The organism is Streptomyces sp. Ag109_O5-1 (assembly GCF_003814875.1).
GTDB lineage: Bacteria > Actinomycetota > Actinomycetes > Streptomycetales > Streptomycetaceae > Streptomyces > Streptomyces sasae.
Map to the genome: position 1 here is coordinate 1488925 of NZ_RKQF01000001.1, position 19849 is coordinate 1508773.

14 protein-coding genes are annotated in these 19849 nt (G+C 70.1%); 3 read left to right on the forward strand and 11 right to left on the reverse strand.

Annotated elements, in window-relative coordinates; translation table 11 throughout:
- Positions 1-98 precede the first annotated feature (98 nt).
- Entirely contained in the window at positions 99-1082 is a 984-nt protein-coding gene (locus EDD90_RS06745; RefSeq protein WP_123972226.1) for a zinc-binding alcohol dehydrogenase, read from the reverse strand.
- Positions 1083-1203: 121 nt separating this feature from the next.
- On the opposite strand from EDD90_RS06745, the gene EDD90_RS06750 reads away from it, so the two are divergent.
- A complete protein-coding gene (locus EDD90_RS06750) occupies positions 1204-1998 on the forward strand; it encodes a CDP-alcohol phosphatidyltransferase family protein (protein ID WP_123972227.1) in 795 nt (264 codons plus the stop codon).
- Positions 1999-2081: 83 nt separating this feature from the next.
- Here the strand turns inward: EDD90_RS06750 and EDD90_RS06755 are convergent, their stop codons facing one another.
- The 9 genes from EDD90_RS06755 to fusA all read right to left on the reverse strand — a co-directional run bounded on the left by EDD90_RS06755 (position 2082) and on the right by fusA (position 12307).
- Positions 2082-2804, reverse strand: a complete 723-nt coding sequence (locus EDD90_RS06755; protein ID WP_123972228.1) for a YcnI family protein — start codon at positions 2802-2804, stop codon at positions 2082-2084.
- 42 nt (positions 2805-2846) lie between these two features.
- Positions 2847-3467 carry a hypothetical protein gene (locus EDD90_RS06760; protein WP_123972229.1) on the reverse strand — a complete coding sequence of 207 codons (621 nt, stop codon included), beginning with the start codon at positions 3465-3467 and terminating at the stop codon, positions 2847-2849.
- A gap of 317 nt (positions 3468-3784) precedes the next feature.
- Complete coding sequence (locus EDD90_RS06765; RefSeq protein ID WP_123972230.1) at positions 3785-3970, reverse strand: DUF397 domain-containing protein; 186 nt, start codon at positions 3968-3970, stop codon at positions 3785-3787.
- A complete protein-coding gene (locus EDD90_RS06770; protein WP_123972231.1) occupies positions 3967-4836 on the reverse strand; it encodes a helix-turn-helix transcriptional regulator in 870 nt (289 codons plus the stop codon). The genes EDD90_RS06765 and EDD90_RS06770 overlap by 4 nt, the downstream gene beginning before the upstream one ends.
- 216 nt (positions 4837-5052) lie before the next feature.
- Positions 5053-6411, reverse strand: a complete 1359-nt coding sequence (locus tag EDD90_RS06775; protein WP_123972232.1) for a GH1 family beta-glucosidase — start codon at positions 6409-6411, stop codon at positions 5053-5055.
- Positions 6412-6461: 50 nt separating this feature from the next.
- Positions 6462-7301 (reverse strand): carbohydrate ABC transporter permease, encoded by an 840-nt coding sequence (locus EDD90_RS06780; RefSeq protein WP_123980970.1) that lies wholly within the window; start codon positions 7299-7301, stop codon positions 6462-6464.
- 16 nt (positions 7302-7317) lie between these two features.
- Complete coding sequence (locus EDD90_RS06785; RefSeq protein WP_123972233.1) at positions 7318-8310, reverse strand: carbohydrate ABC transporter permease; 993 nt, start codon at positions 8308-8310, stop codon at positions 7318-7320.
- Between the two features lie 5 nt (positions 8311-8315).
- Positions 8316-9632, reverse strand: coding sequence for an ABC transporter substrate-binding protein (locus tag EDD90_RS06790; RefSeq protein WP_123972234.1), 1317 nt, complete (start codon positions 9630-9632; stop codon positions 8316-8318).
- 608 nt (positions 9633-10240) lie between these two features.
- Positions 10241-12307 (reverse strand): elongation factor G, encoded by a 2067-nt coding sequence (gene fusA / locus EDD90_RS06795; protein WP_123972235.1) that lies wholly within the window; start codon positions 12305-12307, stop codon positions 10241-10243.
- A gap of 934 nt (positions 12308-13241) precedes the next feature.
- On the opposite strand from fusA, the gene EDD90_RS06800 reads away from it, so the two are divergent.
- Together EDD90_RS06800 and EDD90_RS06805 are read left to right on the forward strand one after the other, a co-directional pair.
- Positions 13242-14477, forward strand: coding sequence for an MFS transporter (locus tag EDD90_RS06800; protein ID WP_123972236.1), 1236 nt, complete (start codon positions 13242-13244; stop codon positions 14475-14477).
- A gap of 278 nt (positions 14478-14755) precedes the next feature.
- A complete protein-coding gene (locus EDD90_RS06805; RefSeq protein WP_123972237.1) occupies positions 14756-16459 on the forward strand; it encodes a carbohydrate binding domain-containing protein in 1704 nt (567 codons plus the stop codon).
- Between the two features lie 72 nt (positions 16460-16531).
- On the opposite strand, the gene EDD90_RS06810 is transcribed toward EDD90_RS06805, so the two are convergent.
- Positions 16532-19834 (reverse strand): lectin, encoded by a 3303-nt coding sequence (locus EDD90_RS06810; protein WP_260327679.1) that lies wholly within the window; start codon positions 19832-19834, stop codon positions 16532-16534.
- Between the last annotated feature and the right edge of the window lie 15 nt (positions 19835-19849).

Consider the following 19849-nt stretch of genomic DNA (forward strand, 5'->3'; position numbering starts at 1 on the left):
GGGATGCCCTTAATACGGCTCTTGGCTTCCCCGTGTTCAGTCCACTCTCACTCTTTTCTCAGGTCAGGACCTCTTGGCGGCCCGCATTGGACGTCGCGTCAGCCGATGTGCCCGTAGCGGACCCGGTGACAGAGGGCGGGGATCTCCCCGGAGGCGAGTTTCGGGAGCACCTCAGGCAGCTCTTCGAACGCGCTCTCCCCGGTGATGAGGGCGTCCATCGCGGGATCGGCGAGCAGGTCCAGGGCCAGGGCGAGCCGGTCGGCGTAGCTGCGGCCGGCCCGCGCGGCCGGGGAGACGGTGCCGACCTGGCTGCTGCGCACGGTGAGGCGGCGGGAGTGGAAGGCCTCGCCGAGCGGGAGGGCGATGCGCCGGTCGCCGTACCAGCTCAGTTCGAGGACGGTGCCCTCGGGCGCGAGGAGTTCCAGGGCGCGGGTGAGGCCCTGTTCGGTGGCGCTGGCGTGGACGACCAGGTCGCAGTCGCCGAGGGCGTCCTCGGGGGCCGCGAAGCCGATACCGAGGGCCTCGGCGGTCTTTGCGCGGGCCGGGTCGGCGTCGACCAGCTGGAGCCGTACGCCGGGGAAGCGGGCGAGGAGGGCGGCGACCGAGCAGCCGACCATGCCGCCGCCGATCACCGCGATCCGGTCGCCGACCAGGGGCGCGGCGTCCCAGAGGGCGTTCACGGCGGTCTCCACGGTGCCCGCGAGTACCGCGCGCGCCGGGGGTACGCGCTCCGGTACCACCGTCACCGCGTTCACCGGAACGACGTAACGCGTCTGATGCGGATAGAGACAGAAGACCGTACGCCCGATCAGCGCATCGGGGCCGTCCTCCACGACGCCGACGTTGAGGTAGCCGTACTTCACCGGTCCGGGGAACTCGCCCTCCTGGAACGGCGCCCGCATCACGGCGTGTTGGCTCTCCGGTACCCCGCCGCGGAACACCAGTGTCTCGGTGCCCCTGCTGACTCCCGAGTAGAGCGAGCGCACCAGGACCTCGCCCTCGCCGGGTCCCGTGAGGGTGACGTCACGCAGCTCTCCGTGGCCCGGGGAGCGGAGCCAGAACGCGCGGGCCGAGGAGTTCATCGGCATCCTCCTGAACGATCGGGAAGTGGTTCACGTACGGAGATGTGCACAGCGAGAAGTGCACAGGCCGCGCACAGTACGCGGCGTTGATCGACTCTGTCACTCGGCCGGAGGACGTGCGGTGGCCCTGAACAACACTTACGAAGCCAGGCTGGTCCAGCAGGAGACCGCTGTGGGAGCGGGCGTACAGATCCTGTTGCTGGCCCTGCTGGGCTCGGCGATCGGCATGGGGCCGGCCGGCTGGCTGACGGGTCTCGCGTTCGCGATAGCCACCTGGGCGGTGCTCTCCCGGGCCCTGCACCGCACCCGCCCCCGCTCCTTCGGCCCCGCCAACCGGGTCACCCTCGGCCGCGCGATCCTGGTCGGCGGTGTGACGGCCCTGGTCGCCGACTCCTTCGAGAGCTCCCCGCCGGTCACCCTGCTGGTCGGCCTGACGGCCGTGGCCCTGATCCTCGACGGTGTCGACGGCAAGGTGGCCCGCCGCACGGGTACGTCGACCGCGCTGGGCGCCCGCTTCGACATGGAGGTCGACGCGTTCCTGATCCTGGTGCTGAGCGTGTACGTGTCGATGCAGCTCGGCCCGTGGGTGCTGCTGATCGGCGGGATGCGCTACGCGTTCGTCGCGGCCGCGAAGGCCGCACCCTGGCTGAACGCCCAGCTGCCGCACTCCATGGCCCGCAAGACGGTCGCCGCGATGCAGGGCGTCTGCCTGTTGCTGGCGGGCTCGGACCTGCTGCCGTACCTGGCCAACCTGGGCGTGGTGCTGCTGGCGCTGGGCTCGCTGCTGTGGTCGTTCGGGCGGGACGTGGTGTGGCTGTGGTGCAACTCGCGGGTGGCTGCACCGGAGGCAGCGCAGGCGGAGCATGTGCAGCTTCCCGTCGAGGAGCTGGAGATGCTGGAGCTGGCGGTGCGCTGAGCCGAGGACGCCGAGGACAGCCGAAGGGGGCCCGGACCGAGGAATCGGTCCGGGCCCCCTTCGGTTTGCCCGCGGGCGCCTGTCTACGACCGGGCGCCTCGCGTCCGTACGAAGGCGAACGCGGCCGCGGCCAGGCCCAGGGCGCCGACGACCAGGCCCGCGATGCCGAGGCCCCGGGCGGTGGAGTCGCTGGTGCCGGCGGAGGCGGTCGCCGCCTTCTCACTGCTCTTCGCCGCCGGCGCGGCCGACGCGGCGGACGCGTCGCCCGCCGTCAGCTTGAGCGTCGGCGCCGGGTCCTCCGGCTCGTCGCCGCCGCTCTGGGGCTCCTCGATCCAGCGGACGACCTTGCCGTCGGAGTAGGTCTGCAGGGTCTTGAAGGTCAGCTGGTCGGTGTCCTCCGGGAGTTGCCCGAAGGCGATGTTGAAGTCCTCGTACTGGCCGGCGCCGATCTTGCCGCCGGTCCAGGTGACCTCGGAGACGGCCTCGGTGATCGTGCCGTCGTCGGTCTTCACGGGCGTCTTGAGCTTGGTGGTGGTCACCTTGGCGGTCCAGCCGTCCTGCGGGGTGACGAGGACGCCCAGGACCGGGTGGTCGGTGGGCAGGTAGACCTGGACCTTGGTGGTCGAGGCGGTGTCCTCCTCGTTGGGCACGCGGAAGGTGAGCACACCGTCGGTGGCGCCCTTGGCGTAGCTCTCGGGGTGGACGGTGACATGCGCGGCGGCGACACCGGCGGCGACGAGGACGGACACGGCGGTGAGCGCGGTGACGGTGCCGGCACGGCGCAGGGTGAGGCGAGTCACAGACATGAGTGAGCGGATCTCCGTACGAAAGAAGTGAGTGAGAGGCTGTTACGGGTGTTGGACCCTGTACGGGATCGAGCTCGGGGGGCCACGCCGGCTCACCGCATGGCGCAGGGCGAGCAGCCGGGGGCGGACGGGGCGGGCCGGCGCGGTGAGGCGGCTGCCGGCCGTCGCGGGCAGCGGGGCGTCGCGCCACCAGGCCGCCAGTCCGGGGACGAGGGCGGCCGCGCGACGCAGCAGCGACCACAGCGCGGCCTCACCGCACCGCAGCCACCAGGAGGCGACCAGGGCGGCGAGGACGTGGGCGACGGTGGCGTGCGCGGTCATGGTGTGCGACTGCTGAGCCATACCGGCCATGCCCTGACCGTGCATCCGCATGTGGGTCATGCTCATGGAGTACGCCGGAGTGGGCGAGACCGCACGCGCCGCGTCGAAGCCGAAGTGCAGACCGGCCTGGGTGAGCAGCATCCCGGCGCCGATCTCCGGCAGCCCCCGCTCACGCCCCGCGAGGGCGCGCCCCAGGGCGAACACGGCGACGAACCCCGCCGCATCGGCCCACAGCGGCGGCATGTCCCCCATGGCGAGGCCGTGGCCGGCGGCAGCCAGCAGCACACACACCGCGGCGAACACCGCGGCGCGCAGGCTCCGTACCGCCGGTGACGCACTCATGGTGAGCGATCCTCCCACGGTGGGGGGATACGCGGAGCACGGACGCCCCGTTCACTCATGGCTGGGGTTTTCCCGTGCGACGGTTGCGGTTCGCTGTGAGACGAGGACGGGTGGAGCCCGTCTCCGCTTGCCCGCACGAATCCAAACGACTCACGAATCCAAACGACTCACATCGCCACGGAGCTCCCGAACCAGAATCCATCACCCGAACGCGTGAACGTCCTGGCGGTCACGCGGACCGGCCTGGAAACGGGCTCACAGCCCGGGTGACCGGCCCCCGCCTGCGCGACGCGCCGACCTCACGGGTGCCGCGAGGATCAGGCCCCGGCCACGAACGCCACGAACTCCGTCCAGCCGTCCCGGCACACGGCGAAGTGCGGTCGGGACACGTCCTTGGAGTCCCGTACGCAGACGGCCTGCTCGGTGACAGCGACCTCGATACAGCTGTCCCCCTGGCTACCGCTGTGGCTGGACTTGAACCAGGCGAGTTCCGTCGTGCTCATAGTTCTCCTCGCAGTCGCTCCAACAGGCCCTGCGATTCTTTGGGGTTGAGGGCCTGCGAGCGCAGTGTGTCATAGCGCTGCTGGAGAAGGCTCACCTCTTTCACATCACCGATCAGCCGCCCGTTCTGCTGCCCTTCGGAGTAGGCGAAGCGCCGCCCCTCCGGCGTCTCCAAGAGCTGCACCGGTCCGTCCAGACACGCGTGCAACCCCGCCTCCAACGGCACGATCTGCAGCGTCACGTTGCGCAGAGCGGCCCGCTCCAGCACATGGTCGTACATCTCGCGCATCCGCTCCGAGCCCCCGAACCGCCGCAGGAACACGTGTTCCTCGACGATGAAGCTGAACGGCACCGTCGGCCGCTCGTACAGGATGCGCTGCCGCTTCATCCGTACGTCGAGCAGGTTCTCCAGCCCCTCGTCGGTGACCACCGGAATGGTGCCGTCGAACACGGCCCGCGCGTATCCGTCCGACTGCAGCAGGCCCGGCACCAGCCTGCACTCGTACGTGCACAGGCTGACCGCGATCCGCTCCAGCCGGGCCCACCGCCGGAACCAGACGGCCAACCCCTTGTCGCCCCGGGTCAGGAACTGAGCCGCCTTCCGTAACGCCCCGGTGTTGCCCAGCACTTCCTCGGCCCGCTCCACCAACGCCCGGTCCGGCATCCGCCTCCCCAGCTCCACGGAGGCGACCGTGTGTTTGGAGTACCGCACCAGATCGGCGAACTCGGCCCTGCTGTACCCGGCGTGCTCCCGCAGGGCATGGACGACGGCCCCGAAGGTCCGCAGGCTGTCGGAGGGATCGGGCTCGCGCTCCGCCTCGCAGCCCGTCAGGTCGTCGCCGTCACTCTCGTCCACACCGTTCGTCATCCGCGGCCACCTCCAGGTACGTGCGCACTCCACTCCCCGCGCTCAACTGACCCAGAGTGACGGCAGGATCCACGTACCGTCCACATATCGCCCTCGTACGCTGACGCAGCGTACGCACCGCGCACCTGGAACGGTGCGTGTCGTCGCTCGTACGTACGACGGTCGAAGGTGCGGTGGGCGCGGCACTCCCCTGGTCCGCGCCCACCGCGGTCCGTGTCAGGCCGCCCGGCGGGCCTGCCCCCGGTGGTCGCGGATGATGTCCGCGTACCGGCGGCCGCTGCCCTTGATGGTGCGGACCTGGGTGCGGTAGTCGACGTGGACCAGGCCGAAGCGCTTCTCGTAGCCGTACGCCCACTCGAAGTTGTCCAGCAGCGACCAGGCGAAGTAGCCGGCCAGCGGGGCGCCCTTGCGGGCCGCCGAGGCGCAGGCGGCGAGATGCCCGGCCAGGTACTCCTGGCGCTCGGGGTCGTCGATCGTGCCGTCGGGGCGGACCACGTCGGGGTAGGCGGAGCCGTTCTCGGTGACGTAGAGCTTGCGGGCTCCGTACTCGTTCGTGAGGCGCAGCAGCAGTGTCTCGATGCCGCTCGCGTCGATCTCCCAGTCCATGCCGGTACGCGGGACGCCGGAGCGGTAGACGGAACGGGCGTAGGGCGCGGGGCCGTTCGGGTCGTCCTCGATGTACGCCGGGAAGTAGTAGTTCAGACCCAGCCAGTCCAGCGGGGTGGCGATGGTCTCCAGGTCGCCCGGGTGCTCTGGGAGTTCGACGCCGTACGTCTCGACCATGTCGGCCGGGAAGCCGCGACCGTGCACCGGGTCCAGCCACCAGCGGTTGACGTGCCCGTCATGGCGGTGGGCGGCGGCCGCGTCCTCGGGACGGTCCGTCGCGGCGAAGACGGTGGAGAGGTTGTTGACGATGCCGACCTGGGCGCCGGGCGCGGCGGCGCGGATCGCCTGGGCGGCGAGACCGTGGCCGAGGAGCAGGTGGTAGGAGGCGCGGACGGCGGCCGTGAGGTCGGTCCAGCCGGGCGCCATCTTGCCCTCCAGGTGGCCGATCCAGGCCGAGCAGGAGGGCTCGTTGAGGGTGGTCCAGTGGTGGACGCGGTCGCCGAGGCGCTCGGCGACGACGGAGGCGTACGAGGCGAAGTGCTCGGCGGTCGCCCGCTCGGGCCAGCCGCCCCGGTCCTGGAGGGCCTGGGGCAGGTCCCAGTGGTAGAGGGTGACCGACGGGGTGATGCCGGCCGCCAGCAGGCCGTCGATCAACTCGTCGTAGAAGTCGAGGCCCTTGGCGTTGACCGGGCCGTCGCCGCCGGGCAGCACCCGCGGCCAGGCGATCGACAACCGGTAGGCGCTGGCGCCGAGTTGGCGCATCAGGTCGATGTCCTCGCGCCAGCGGTGGTAGTGGTCGCAGGCGACGTCGCCGTTGTCGTCGTTCGCGATCTTCCCCCGGGTGTGCGAGAAGGTGTCCCAGATGGAGGGTGAGCGGCCGTCCTCGGCGACGGCTCCCTCGATCTGGTACGCCGCAGTTGCCGTGCCCCACAGGAAGTCGTGCGGGAGTGCGGCGAGGTCGATGGTCACGTAGGTCCCTTCGGAACGGGCTTCGCAAAAGCCTTCGGACGCGGGCGGGTTCACTTGACGGCGCCCGCCGTCAGTCCGGTGACGAGATAGCGCTGGAGGAGCAGGAACCCGGCCACCACGGGGACGCTCACCACCAGCGAGGCAGCCATGATCTGGTTCCAGTACACGTCGTTGAGCGTGGAGTAGCCCTGGAGGCCGACGGCGAGGGTGCGGGTGGTGTCGTTGGTCATGACGGAGGCGAAGAGGACCTCGCCCCAGGCGGTCATGAAGGCGTAGACGGCGACCGCGACGATGCCGGGGATCGCGGCCGGGACCACGATCCTGAACAGTGCGCCGAGCGGTCCGCAGCCGTCCACCAGCGCCGCCTCGTCCAGGTCCCGCGGCACGGAGTCCAGATACCCGATCAGCATCCAGATCGAGAACGGCAGCGAGAACGTCAGGTAGGTGAGGATCAGGCCGCCGCGGGAGCCGAACAGGGCGATACCGGTGGCGTTGCCGATGTTGACGTAGAGGAGGAAGAGCGGGAGCAGGAAGAGGATGCCCGGGAACATCTGCGTGGACAGCACGGTGACCGTGAAGACCCGCTTGCCGCGGAAGTCGTAGCGGCTGACCGCGTAGGCGGCGAAGACCGCGACGACCACCGAGCAGACGGTCGCCGAGACTGACACGATCAGCGAGTTCACGAAGTACTTCGCGAGCGGGACCGTCGACCAGATGTCGATGTACGGGCGGACGGTCAGCCCGCTCGGCAGCCAGCGGAACTTGCCGGTGACGTCCGCGAGGGGCTTGAGCGAGCTGGAGACCATCACGTACACGGGGATCAGCACGAACCCGGTGAGCAGCGTGAGGAAGATCCGCCGGGACCAGAGGAAGGACCGCGGCGGGGCCATCGGCGAACTGGACGGGCTAGACATCCGCAGTCCTCCGTCCGCGCGAGGTGAACACCAGGTACACGCCGGTCACCACCAGCAGGAAGAGCAGCAGGAGCACGGACATGGCCGAGCCGGTGCCGAAGTTCCAGGTGACGAACGAGGCCTGGTAGATGTGGACCGAGATGAGGTCGGCGGCCTCCGGGGCGGACTTGCCGAACAGCACGTACGGCGTGTTGAAGTCGTTGAACGTCCAGAGGAACAGGACCAGGATCAGCACCTGGTTGACCGGGCGCAGCGACGGCAGGGTGATCCGGCGGATCTGCTGCCACAGGCCGGCGCCGTCCAGGGCGGCCGCCTCGTACAACTCCCTCGGGATGTTCTGGAGTCCGGCCATCACGATGAGGAAGGCGAAGGGCCAGCCCTTCCACACGGACACGATGAGCAGCGCCCAGAAGCTGTTGTCGCCGATCAGCCAGAAGGACGGTTTGTCGGTGAGGTGCAACTGGTCGTGCAGGACGTGGTTCACCAGGCCGTTGTCGTGCTGGAACATGAACACCCAGGTGATGACGGCCGCGTAGACCGGCAGCGCGTACGGCACCAGGAACAGGGCGCGCAGCAGGCCGCGGCCGCGGAAGTTGTCCTGCATGAACACCGCGGCCGCGGTGCCGATCAGCCAGCACAGGCCGACGGACAGCAGGGTGAAGCCGACGGTGACGAAGAAGGAGTGCAACAGGGCTTTGCCGACCGGGGCGTCGAAGTCGACCGACACCTTGTAGTTGTCGAAACCGGACCACGGGGCGGTGCCCCAGTCGCGGATGTAGAACTGGGTGAGCTCCTTGAAGCTCATCACGACGCCGATGACCATCGGCACGAGATGGACGAGGAGTTCGAGCAGCAGGGCGGGCAGGAGCAGCAGGTAGGGCAGTCCGACACGGCGGATCCGCCCGGGGCGGCGGCCCGAGCCGCCCGCCGCCCCGGGGGAGTTCACCCGCGCCGGTTCTTGCACAGCGGTGGTGGTGGTCGTCATCTCGTTCAGGCCGCCGGCATCTGCTGCTGGGCCTTCTCCAGCTCGGCCTTCACGGAGTCGGTGGTGATGGCGTGTCCGGCGGCCACATCGGCGAACAGGTTCTTCACGGCCGTACCGACGGTCGTCTCGAACTGGGACTCGGAGGCCACCTGGGGCAGGGCCGCGGCGCTGGTGGCGAGGGTGTTCTTCAGGACGGAGTTGGCGGGGGTGTTGAAGGCCGCGTCCCCCTGGGCGGTCTTGACCGGCGGGATGGAGCTGTAGGCGGTGTTGAGGATCTTCTGCTCGTCGTCGCTGGTCATGAACTTCACGAACTTGGTGGCGCCGTCGAGGTTCTTGGTGTTCTTGAAGACCGCCAGGTTGATGCCGGCGACCATCGAGTTGACCTGGGTGCCGGTGCCGGGGGTGCCGGACTGCACGGGCACCGGGGCGATGCCGTAGTCGCTGTCGCTCATGCCCTGCGACTTGAGGTTGGCGGACGCCGACTGCCACAGCAGCATGGCCTGCTTGCCCTTGGCGAAGTCGCTCACCGACTGGTTCTGCGCGTACTCGGCGTCGCCGGTCGGGATGACCTTGTCCTTGGCCATCAGGTCGACGTACTGCTTGACCCCGGCGACGACCTTGTCGTTGGTGAAGTCCGGCTTGCCGTCGGCGGTGAAGAAGTCGCCGCCGTTCTGCTTGGCGAAGACGAAAGTGTGGTGGATGTTCTCCGAGACGTTGCCGCCCTCGGCGCCGAGCACCGACTTGCCCTTCGCCGATATCTTCTTGCCGTCGGCGATCAACTCGGCCCAGGTGGCCGGGGGCTGCGAGATACCGGCGTCGGCGAAGATCTTCTTGTTGTAGTAGAGCGCGTACGCCATCGAGTACAGCGGTACGGCCGTCGGGTCCTTGCCCTCGGCGCCCGTGGAGCCGAGCGCGGAGTCGACGAACCGGTCCTTGCCGCCGATCTTGGCGAAGTTCTTGGCGTCCCAGGGCAGCAGCGCGCCCGTCGCCTGCAGCGAGGCGCTCCAGGTGTTGCCGATGTTCAGCACGTCGGGGCCCTGGCCCGAAGTGGTCGCGGTCAGGATCCGGTTGAGCAGGTCCGACCAGGGCACGACCTCCAGCTTGACCTTGATACCGGTCTGCTTCTGGAACTTCTCGAGTTCCGGCTGGAGCACCTTCTTGTCGACCTCGATGCTGGCGCCCTGGTTGGAGGCCCAGTAGGTGAGCGTCTTCGGGGAGTCGTTGGACCCGCCGCCGGTGGACGAACCGCCACCGCAGGCCGTGGCCGCGAGGGCGAGAGACATGGTGACGGCGCCTACGGCCGCGGCTCGGATGCTGCGCATGGCTCCAGCTGTGCCTTTCCGGGAGTCGAGAACCCCGAGAGGGCTTCGCGAAGGCCGCCGGCCCCGCGCTGGCGAAGACCGGACCGCCGTTCGGCTCCCGAAGCCCCTCATGGCTTAATTTAGGACGTGAGTTAATCCTCCGAACAGTGGCTCGTCAAGGGATCCGGCACGGGTATCCGTGCAGGCGGGCGCAGGAGCGACCGGTTCCGGGACGACGGTACGGCCGCGCCCGGCGGCGTGACCTGGGCCGGAGCCGGGTGACCTGGCCAAAGCGGGGCGGAGCGCCGTTCCACAACGGTTGCGTTTCGACGGTCCGTCGGCAGCCGGGGCGGGCGGGTCGCCGCGTACGGCGAGGGGGCGAGCCGCTCCGCACGGCGGCGTCACCGGCGGTGGTGAGCGGGCTGCTCCCCACGACGGCGGCGGGCCGTACTGACCACACCAGACGGACCATCACCCACGCCCACGAGCAGCCTGCCCGCCACAGCGGTCGGCTAGACGCGACCCACGGCGCCGGGCAGGTCGGCCCCGTAGGTCACGGGGGCCGGGGAGTTGTCCCCGGCCCCCGGTCCCCGTCCCCGGCACCACCGCCGTCCCGCTCCGCTCCGGTGTCAGCTCGCGGTCGCCGCCTGCGGTGCCGGGGCGTAGCCGGACGGGCGGGTGGTGAAGGTGCCGCGGCCCTGGGTGCGGCCGCGCAGCCGGGTCGCGTAGCCGAAGAGTTCGGCCAGCGGCACGGTGGCGGTCAGGACCGCGGCCCCGCCCCGGCTGGCGGAGCCGGTGACCCGGCCGCGCCGGGCGGCCAGGTCGCCGAGCACGCCGCCCACCGCGTCCTCGGGCACGGTGACCGTGACCTCGGCGACCGGCTCCAGGAGGACCGTCGCGCAGGCGCGCAGGGCTTCGCGGAGTCCGAGCTTCCCGGCCGTGCGGAACGCCGTGTCCGAGGAGTCCTTCACATGCGTCGACCCGTCCGTGAGGGTGACCCGCAGCCCGGTGACCGGGTGCCCGCCGAGGGGGCCCTCGGTGAGGGCGTCCCGGCAGCCGGCCTCGACCGCGCGGACGTACTCCTGCGGCACACGGCCGCCGACGACGGCCGACCGGAACTCGAAGCCGGCCTCGTGCCCCAGGGGTTCGACGTCCAGGACGACATGCGCGAACTGCCCCGCGCCGCCGGTCTGGTGGACATGCCGGTGGACGAACCCCGTGACCCCGCGGACCACGGTCTCCCGCAGGGCGACGCGCGGCCGGCCCACCGTGAGCTCGGGACCGCCGTCCCGGCGGACCTTCTCCACCGCGACCTCCAGATGCAGTTCACCCATCCCGGACAGCACCGTCTGCCCGGTCTCGGCGTCGGTGCGCACCACCAGCGAGGGGTCCTCCTCGACGAGCCGGGCCAGCGCCTGGGCGAGCCGGTCGGTGTCGGTACGGCGACGGGCCTCGACGGCGACGGACACCACCGGGTCCGGGGCGACGGGCGGTTCCAGGAGCAACGGGGCGCCCGGAGCGCACAGCGTGGCGCCGGGACGCGCCGACTTCAGTCCCACCACCGCGACGATGTCACCGGCCACCGCCCGGTCGAGAGGTTCGTGCCGGTCGGCCATGACGCGGAGGATGCGGGCGACGCGCTCGGTGCGCCGGGTGGCCGGGTCCCACACGGTGTCTCCCTTCTCGATCGTGCCCGAGTAGACGCGGACATGGGTGAGGCGTCCGGTGGCGGTCGCGGTCACTTTGAACGCGAGGGCCGCGAACGGCCCTTCGGGGTCGGCGGTCCGCCGCTCCTCGGCGCCCTGGTGGGTGCCGCGTACGGCGGGCACGTCGAGCGGCGAGGGCAGATAGGCCACCACCGCGTCGAGGAGCGGCTCGACGCCCCGGTTGCGGTACGCGGAGCCGCACAGGACGACGACGCCGTCGCCGGTCAGGGTGAGCTCGCGCAGAGCGGTGACCAGTGTGCCGGTGGACAGCCTGCCGGGTGGCGCACAGAACTCCTCCAGCGCGGCCGGGTGCAGCCCGGCCACCGTCTCCTCCAGCGCGTGCCGCCGGCGTTCCGCCTCCTCCCTGAGGGAAGCGGGCACCGGCCCCGCCACCGCCGTACCACCGCCGTCCGGCCAGACCAGGGCACGCATGCGCACGAGGTCCACGACGCCGGTGAAGCCGTCCTCCGTGCCGATGGGCAACTGGACGACGAGCGGGGCCGGGTGCAGCCGGGTGCGGATCGACTCGACGGCTCTGTCGAGGTCGGCGCCCGCGCGGTCCAGCTTGTTCACGAAGGCGATCCTGGGCACGCCGTGCCGGTCGGCCTGCCGCCACACCGACTCGCTCTGCGGCTCCACGCCGGCGACCGCGTCGAACACGGCGATCGCGCCGTCGAGGACGCGCAGGGAGCGTTCGACCTCGTCGGCGAAGTCGACGTGGCCGGGGGTGTCGATGAGGTTGACGCGGTGGCCGTCCCAGGCGCAGCTGACGGCCGCGGCGAAGATGGTGATGCCGCGGTCGCGTTCCTGGGAGTCGAAATCCGTGACGGTGGTGCCGTCGTGGACCTCGCCGCGTTTGTGGATGGTGCCGGTGGCGAAGAGGATGCGTTCGGTGACGGTGGTCTTTCCGGCGTCGACGTGGGCGAGGATGCCCAGGTTACGAACGACGGCAAGGGGGTTGACGGAGTTCGGGTGGAGTTCGGTGCGCATGGCCCGATGCCTTTCGATTGCGGTTCCCGGACGGTTCCGGAATGGGCAGCGCAATTCCCCGTGCGGCGAAGTTCGCCGGACGCGACTGACGGCACGTCAAAAGGCTGGCATATGCCGGGAGTTGTTGAGGCCGTCGCGTGTCACGGAGTCCGGTACCGGCCGCGCAGCGGGCACCGGAGGGCCGAGGACACGAGGATCACCTCGTAGCGGGAGCACGGGGAGACGACAGCGGCACGGTCACGCACAGCCCTCTCCCCTCATTCGTCCGAACTCGTCACGACAAAGCACCGGAACCGCGTTCCACGGCTACGGTGCGTGATACCTGGCGAGTGTAGACAGCAGGCCGGGGGCCCGGCACCCGGTTTTCCGACCAGGTGACACACCCTTCCCTGAGATGCCGGTTCGTTCCCTTTTCTCCGCCCCTCGGGGAATACGACGGCACGTTGTCCCGACATTTTCCGGACATTCATCCGGCCGGCCCCGATAACTCCACGGGCCCTGAACGCGCTTTCCGGATCGACGGCCGGAGAGGGGGCAGTTCACCGGTCGAGACCGCCGCAACTCCAGCGATTGGCCGAAAAACACGCTTTACGGCTCCCAGCCGGACATCGGGGCGCCCATCTCCTTCACCGGGACCCCCGCCCCGGGAATGGACGTCCGGTACGCCCCGGATGCACATCTTCCCGGGTGAAGCATGGAGTGCGTCTTCTCATCACAGCGCAGCCGGAGTTACTGTGGAACATACGTGGACATTCCGTGAAGTGCTGCTCATGGCTGAGAAATTAGGATCCCGCCTCGGGTTCCGGCGGGGCGCGCAATGGCCGGGATGCGGTACTTCCCGGTGGCCGATGGACGCTCTGCCACTTCACCAGCAGGCCTAATCTGATGCGCGGGCAGGCCGAATGGGACCGGCAGGCGGACGGATTGGACTCGATTGGACACGCAAAGGACGCGGAGAGCGCCGTTCGCCGCGCTGCGCCGGGGTGCCGCGATGCCGGTCGCCGCGCAGGTGCTCATCGCGGGGACGATCTTCTCCCGTCTCGGTGACACCCTCGCCTCTCTGGGGCTGGTGCTGCACGCGGCGGACGGGAACATCCGCTTCGGGGTGACCGAGGTACTGCTCGCCGAGCTCATCCCGACGGTGCTAGCGGCGCCGTTGATCGGTTCCGTGGTGGACCGGTTCAGCGCTCGCGCGGTGTGCCTGTGGGCGCTGCTGGTCCAGTCACTGTCCCTGGGCGCGGCCACCGCGGCCGACGGATTCCATGCGAAGGTGGCGCTGATCGCGCTGTCGGCCCTGGCCGGAGTGGCCTCGGTGGCCGCCGGGTTCAAGATGCTGCCCGTCGTCGCCGGGGAGCAGCACACCGGACGGGCCAACAGTCTGCTGACGGCGGGCCTGTCCGTCGCGGGACTGGTCGGGCCGCCCCTGGCCGGTTTCCTGAACTCCCTGTGGGGCACCGCCGCACTGCTGGCCGCCGACGCCGTCTCCTTCCTGGTGCTCGCCGGCTGCACGATGCTGGCGGTGCCGCGCAGTGTGGACGTGGCGATCGGCCGTCGCCCCGCCACGAAGCTCGCGGACGGTTACCGTGCGCTGCGCGACGCCCCGGTCGTGGGCACGCTGATGCCGGCGCTGGCGGCGGCGATGCTGGCCACCAGCATCGAGGGCGTCGCGGGCGTCTACTACCTGCGAGGCGTGGCCGACGGCAACGACACCGTCTTCGGCCTCTTCCTGGCGACCTGGGCCCTGGGATCCATTCCGGGCGCGCTGCTCGCGGGCCGTGCGGGGTGGAGCGACCGGCACACCGCGCTGATCCTCGGCGGTGTCTCGGGCATCGGCCTCGGTCTGCTCCTCGCCGGCCTCGTCCCGGTCGCCGCGGTGATGTTCCCGCTGTTCCTCATGGGAGGCTTCGGCAACGGCGCCTGCAACGTCGGCCTGCGCAACGCGGTGCACGCGCACGTACCGGCCGAGGTGCACGGCAGCGCCTGGGCCTGTTTCCAGGCACTGTCCCGCAGTTGTATCGGCCTCGGCTATCTGCTGGGCACCCCGAACAGTCTGATCTCCAGCCGGGGGCAGGTGATCATCTCGGGTGCCATCCCCCTGGTGGCGATCGTGTGGGCGGCCGTGGCCACCCTCCGCCGGGGCGAGTCCACCGTGACGGAACCTTCCGCCTGAGGCACCGACCGACTGGTCGGAAAGTAGCGGACGCCCGTGCGGCCCGGCTCAAGTCGTGGCCGTCGGCCGCGGTGAACGACCCTCGCCCCAGGAAGCCGCACGGCGAGGGCGCTCCGGTCGTCGACAACCCGGACCGCCGCCCATGCGCGGGGAGTTGGCCACGACGACCCGTTCGGATCCAGTTGGTCTAGTCCTCTTGACGGAGAAGGCTCACGGCGCTTTGGTATGTACCAACCGCACCGGCCCCCCCTGATGGGCATCCCGAAAGGGCCAATGTCATGCACCTGGCGAGATTCGCGGCTTCCGCGTGTGCCCTCGCGCTCACGGCCACCGGCGTCGCCGTCGCGCTGGCCCCCGACGGCAGCGCCGCGGCGGGCAGCGTCTACTCCGTGGCTCCCTACGTCGACATGTCGAACAGTCAGGAAGGACTGCTCGACACCGCCGTCACCGGACACGGGCTCAAGGCCTACACCGCGGCCTTCGTGCTCGGCGAGGGCTGCACCCAGATCTGGGGCGACACGCTCCCCATCGGCAACGACTCCTACACCGACCCCGAGATCGCCAAGGCGAAGTCCGAGGGCGCGTCCGTCATCGTCTCCTCCGGCGGAGCCAGCGGCGAGCCGCTCGCCTGGACGTGCTCCACCCAGAGCAGCATCGACGCCGGATACCAGGCCATCATCAACGACTACGGCGTCACCCGGCTCGACTTCGACGTCGAGGGCGCCGCGATCGCGGACACCGCGGCCGCGGCCCGTCAGATGCAGGCGATGAAGGACCTCAAGGCGTCCAACCCGAACCTGCAGTTCTCCATGACCCTGCCGGTGCTGACGAGCGGGCTGACCGGCGACGGTGTCAACATCCTCAAGGCCGCGAAGAACGCGGGCATCAAGATCGACGTGGTCAACATCATGACCATGGACTACTACGCCGGCACCGGCACCGAGATGGGCCAGGCCGCCCTCTCCGCGGCCCGGGCCACGCTCGCGCAGATGCAGTCCGTCGACTCCGGCTACACCTACGCCAACCTCGGGATCACCCCGATGATCGGCAAGAACGACGACGGCTCCACCTTCACGCTCGCGGACGCCCAGACGGTGGAGAGCTTCGCCGCGCAGAACGGCGTCGGGCGGCTGGCATTCTGGTCGGCCAACCGGGACCAGCCGTGCAGCGGCAGCGCCAACTCGCTGTCCACCTGCAGTGAGATCAGCCAGAACAGTCTCGCGTTCACCGACGCCTTCGTGCCCTACGAGGGCAGTTCGGGCGGCGGCGGAGGCACCACCACCGACTTCTCCCTCGCCCTGTCCCCGGGCAGCGCCTCGGCGGCCCAGGGCGGTTCGGCGACAGCGACCGTCTCCACCGCCGTCACCGCCGGCAGCGCGGAATCCGTCAGCCTCTCCGCCTCCGGCGCGCCCTCCGGTGTGAGCGTCTCCTTCAGCCCCACCTCCGTGACGTCCGGCGGCAGTTCGACACTGACCGCGACCGTCGGCACGTCCGTGGCCGCGGGCAGCTATCCGATCACCGTCACCGGCACCGCATCGAGCGGCAGCCACAGCGCGACCTACACGCTCACCGTCACCACCAGCGGCAGCGGAGGCGGCGGGGGTTCGCTGACCAACGCAGGCTTCGAGACCGGCAGTCCGAGCCCTTGGACCTGCACGGGCGGCAGCTCGGTGGTGTCCAGCCCGGTCCACAGCGGCAGCCACAGCCTTCAGGTCACCCCGAGCTCCAGCAGCACCGGAGAATGCGACCAGACCGTCACCCTGTCCCCCAATCACACCTACACACTGAGCGGTTGGGTGCAGGGACCGTACGCGTACATCGGAGTCTCGGGCGGCGCCAGTGCGAGCACCTGGTCGAACAACACGAGCTGGAACCAGCTGACGGTGAGCTTCACCACCGGCAGCAGCGGAACGGTCACCGTCTTCGTCCACGGCTGGTACGGCCAGTCCGACGTCCACGCCGACGACTTCAGCCTGAGCTGAGGTACCGCATCGGCACGGAGCAGGGCCGGTTCCCGGGCGTGCACCCGGGAACCGGCCCTGCTCATCCGTCCGTTACTGACCGAAGCCGTAGGCGAACAGGTGGTCGGTACCCGACGAACCGGTCACCGGCAGCGTGACCGAGGCCACCTGCTTGGACGGGTCCAGCGGGACCTTCGTGGCGAAGACGTAGGTCTTCACGCCGTCACGGCCCCCGCTGCCCGTGTTCCGGTAGGCCGTGGTGACGGCCGTCGTGTCACCCGCCATCGGCTGCCTGGAGCCGCCGTTGAGCGTCCAGTCCGAGAAGCCGACCGTCGCCTTCGAGGTGGTGCCGTCGGTGTAGGTGACGGTCACCGTGCCCGAGACCCCGCTGCCGTCGGTCGGCGCGTTGGCCGCCGCGCCCAGCAGACCCAGCGACGCGCCCGAGGTGCCGGCCGGCATCGGGATGGTCTGGCCGGCCATCTCCAGGTTGTCCGGCTGACCGGACGTCACCGTCGGCCAGGGGTAGGAGATGCCGTCGACCGTGAGGGTGGAGCCGCTGGTGACGCCGGCCGCCGACAGCGCGCTCTGCGAGTACGCCCAGCCGCCGTCGTCGAAGCCGCCCGAGAAGCCGGTGCCGTCGGGGTAGATGCCCTCGTTGGTGTCGTACGGCCACAGTGCGCCGGCCTTGGCGACGGCCACGCGGAGGGTCGCCCCGGGCAGTGCCGCACCGGTGCTGTGGTCGGTCAGGGCGAAGGTGACCGGGAAGCTCCCCTCGTCCGTGCCGGCCGTGACGTGGACCTTCGCCTCGGCGCTGCCCGAGGCGGGGACGGTCAGCGAGCCGGACGTCGTGTCCAGTGTGACGCCGGAGGGCGCCGTCGCCTTCCAGTCGACCGTGACGGCCGCACTGCCGAGGTTGGTCAGGTCGAGGGTGGCGTCACCGGCCGCGCCGGGCTGGAGGACCAGACCGTCGCCGGAGGGACCGGTCGCGGCCAGCACCCGGCCGCCGCCCGTGGTGTCCGACGGCGGCACCGCCGACGGGCCGGAGGCCCAGGAGGTGTTCGGCTGGGTGCCGAGCGTGTAGTCGAGCGTGCCCGCTCCCTTGAACTGCTGGTACGTCAGCCAGGAGGTGTTCCACGCCTTGCCCTTGACGTTCAGCGACTGCACGTACGGCGCGTCGGGCGCGGCCTGCGGCGCGTTGATCCGCACCGCCTTGCCGCCGTCGAGGCTCACCTGGGCCACCGGGAACGCCGGGCTGCCGAGCACCAGGGTGTCCGTGCCCGGGGTCTCCGGGTACATGCCGAGCTCGGACCAGACGTACCAGGAGCTCATGGCACCGAGGTCGTCGTTGCCGAACGAGCCGACCGGGGCGTTGAAGTACAGGTCCTGCTGGGCCGCGCGGACGGCCGCCTGGGTCTTCCAGGGCTGGCCGGTGTAGTCGTACTCCCAGGGGATCTCCACGCTGGGTTCGTTGCTCAGGTCGGCGTCGGTGCTGCCGGGACGGGTGATGTCGTCGAGCAGGCTGTCCAGGTAGGACGAGTACGCCTTGGCACCGCCGCGTGCCTGGATGAGCTGCTTCAGGTTGAACGGGACCATGGGGGTGTACTGGGCGGAGGTGCCCTCCACGAACCCGTTGGAGGTGCCGGGGGCGAAACCGCCCACGAACTGGCCGTCCTTGTTCTTGCCGTGCATGTAACCGGTCTGCGGGTCGAAGACGTTCATCCAGTCCTGGGCGCGGGTGGCGAACTTCTCGTAGACGGCCGTCTTCCCCAGGGACTTGGCGAAGGCTGCGACGGCGTAGTCGGCGGAGTCGTACTCCAGCTGGGTGGAGACCGGGCCGTAGAAGTTGCAGCAGCCGTAGTCGTTCTCGTCCAGCGGGAGATAGCCCTTGGCGTCCCGCACGGACTCGCCCGGGCGGTCGTTGTTCGGGACGGTCGCCTCGTGCTGGAGGGCCGCGAGGGCCTTGCCCGTGTCGAAGCCTCGCGCGCCGAAGGCGTAGGCGTCGGTGATGATGCCGGCGGCCGGGTCACCGACCATCACATAGCTCTCGCCGTTGTTCGAGGCCCACTTGGGAAGCAGGCCCGTCTGGTCGTAGCCGTTGAGCATCGAGGTGACGACGTCGCTCGCGACCTTGGGCTCGGCCATCGCCATCAGCTGGGTCTGGGAGCGGTAGGTGTCCCAGCCGGAGTAGTTGGCGTACTGGGCCTGCTGGCCCTTGGCCAGTTTGTGGACCTGGTTGTCCATGCCCATGTACTGGCCGTTGTCGTCCGAGAAGACGTTCGGGTGCAGCAGCGCGTGGTAGAGCGCGGTGTAGAACTGCGTCTGCTGGTCCGCGGAGCCGCCGCCCACCTGGATTTTCTTCAGTACGGCGTTCCAGGCGTCGTGGTTCGCCTGCTCGACGGCGCCGATGTTCCAGTTCCTGATCTCGGCGTTGAGGTTGCCCGCCGCGTTGGCGTCACTCGTGTACGAGATACCGACCTTGGCCGTCACCTTGGGGTCGGCGGAGGTGTCGAAGGTCAGGTACATGCCGTTCGCACCGGTGGTGGGAGGCTGGGCGGCCGTGGCGCTCGGTGCGGACGAGGACGTGCCGGAGGCCTTGGCTCCACTCCCGTGGATCGTCGGGGACGGCTTCGCCGGGACGGTGAAGTGCTGTTCCTTCAGCGGCGCCGACCCGGACTTCTGCGGAGCCGGCCGGACCTTTCCCGCCTTCAGTGACGTCGCGTCGGGGTTGATGGTGCTGCCGACCCAGGTGCCGCTCGCCGTGAACGGCCGGTCGAACTTGATGTCGAAGTGCAGTGTGTACCTGTTGCTCGCGCCGCAGAAGTGACCGCTGTCGATCGCGCCGCTGATCTCCTTGCTGTTCACCACCTGGACGCGGGTGCCGTCCACCTGGGTGGCGCCCCCGCTGAGCTTGAACAGCAGGTTCGCCTGCTGACCGGCGGGGAAGGTGAAGGTGCCCAGCCCGGCGCGGGTGGTGTCGGTCAGTTCGGTCCTGACCCCGTTCGCGTCGGTGACCTTGTACGCGCCGATACCGGCCTGCTCGTCGGCGTGGCTGAAGCCGACGGACGTGGTGCCGAGGTCGCCCGACAGGGCGCCGGTCACGGGCAGGACGGGCAGGTCGCCCGCGACGGGGCAGCCGGGTCCGGACACGTGGGTGAGGCTGAAGCCGGAGACCTTCTTGTCGTTGTACTCGTAGCCGCCGCCGTCGGGACGGTCGGGCGTCGTGTCGGGCCCCCACTGCACCATGCCGGCCGGCATGTCGGGGCCGGGGAAGGTGTCCACCGCACCGGAGGTGCCGATGAGGGGGTTGACGACGGACGCGGGGTCCTTCACCAGGGGCGGCGTCGCGGTGCTCGCGGCCTGGGCGCTTCCGATCGCCGGAAGCGGAAGGACTGCCATGCCCAGGACGCAGAT

Coding starts and splice junctions, on each gene's coding strand:
- EDD90_RS06745 (WP_123972226.1), bottom strand. CDS start 1,082: ATGAACTCCTCGGCCCGCGCGTTCTGGCTCCGCTCCCCGGGCCACGGA.
- EDD90_RS06755 (WP_123972228.1), bottom strand. CDS start 2,804: ATGTCTGTGACTCGCCTCACCCTGCGCCGTGCCGGCACCGTCACCGCG.
- EDD90_RS06760 (WP_123972229.1), bottom strand. CDS start 3,467: ATGAGTGCGTCACCGGCGGTACGGAGCCTGCGCGCCGCGGTGTTCGCC.
- EDD90_RS06765 (WP_123972230.1), bottom strand. CDS start 3,970: ATGAGCACGACGGAACTCGCCTGGTTCAAGTCCAGCCACAGCGGTAGC.
- EDD90_RS06770 (WP_123972231.1), bottom strand. CDS start 4,836: ATGACGAACGGTGTGGACGAGAGTGACGGCGACGACCTGACGGGCTGC.
- EDD90_RS06780 (WP_123980970.1), bottom strand. CDS start 7,301: ATGGCCCCGCCGCGGTCCTTCCTCTGGTCCCGGCGGATCTTCCTCACG.
- EDD90_RS06785 (WP_123972233.1), bottom strand. CDS start 8,310: ATGACGACCACCACCACCGCTGTGCAAGAACCGGCGCGGGTGAACTCC.
- EDD90_RS06790 (WP_123972234.1), bottom strand. CDS start 9,632: ATGCGCAGCATCCGAGCCGCGGCCGTAGGCGCCGTCACCATGTCTCTC.
- fusA (WP_123972235.1), bottom strand. CDS start 12,307: ATGCGCACCGAACTCCACCCGAACTCCGTCAACCCCCTTGCCGTCGTT.
- EDD90_RS06805 (WP_123972237.1), top strand. CDS start 14,756: ATGCACCTGGCGAGATTCGCGGCTTCCGCGTGTGCCCTCGCGCTCACG.
- EDD90_RS06810 (WP_260327679.1), bottom strand. CDS start 19,834: ATGGCAGTCCTTCCGCTTCCGGCGATCGGAAGCGCCCAGGCCGCGAGC.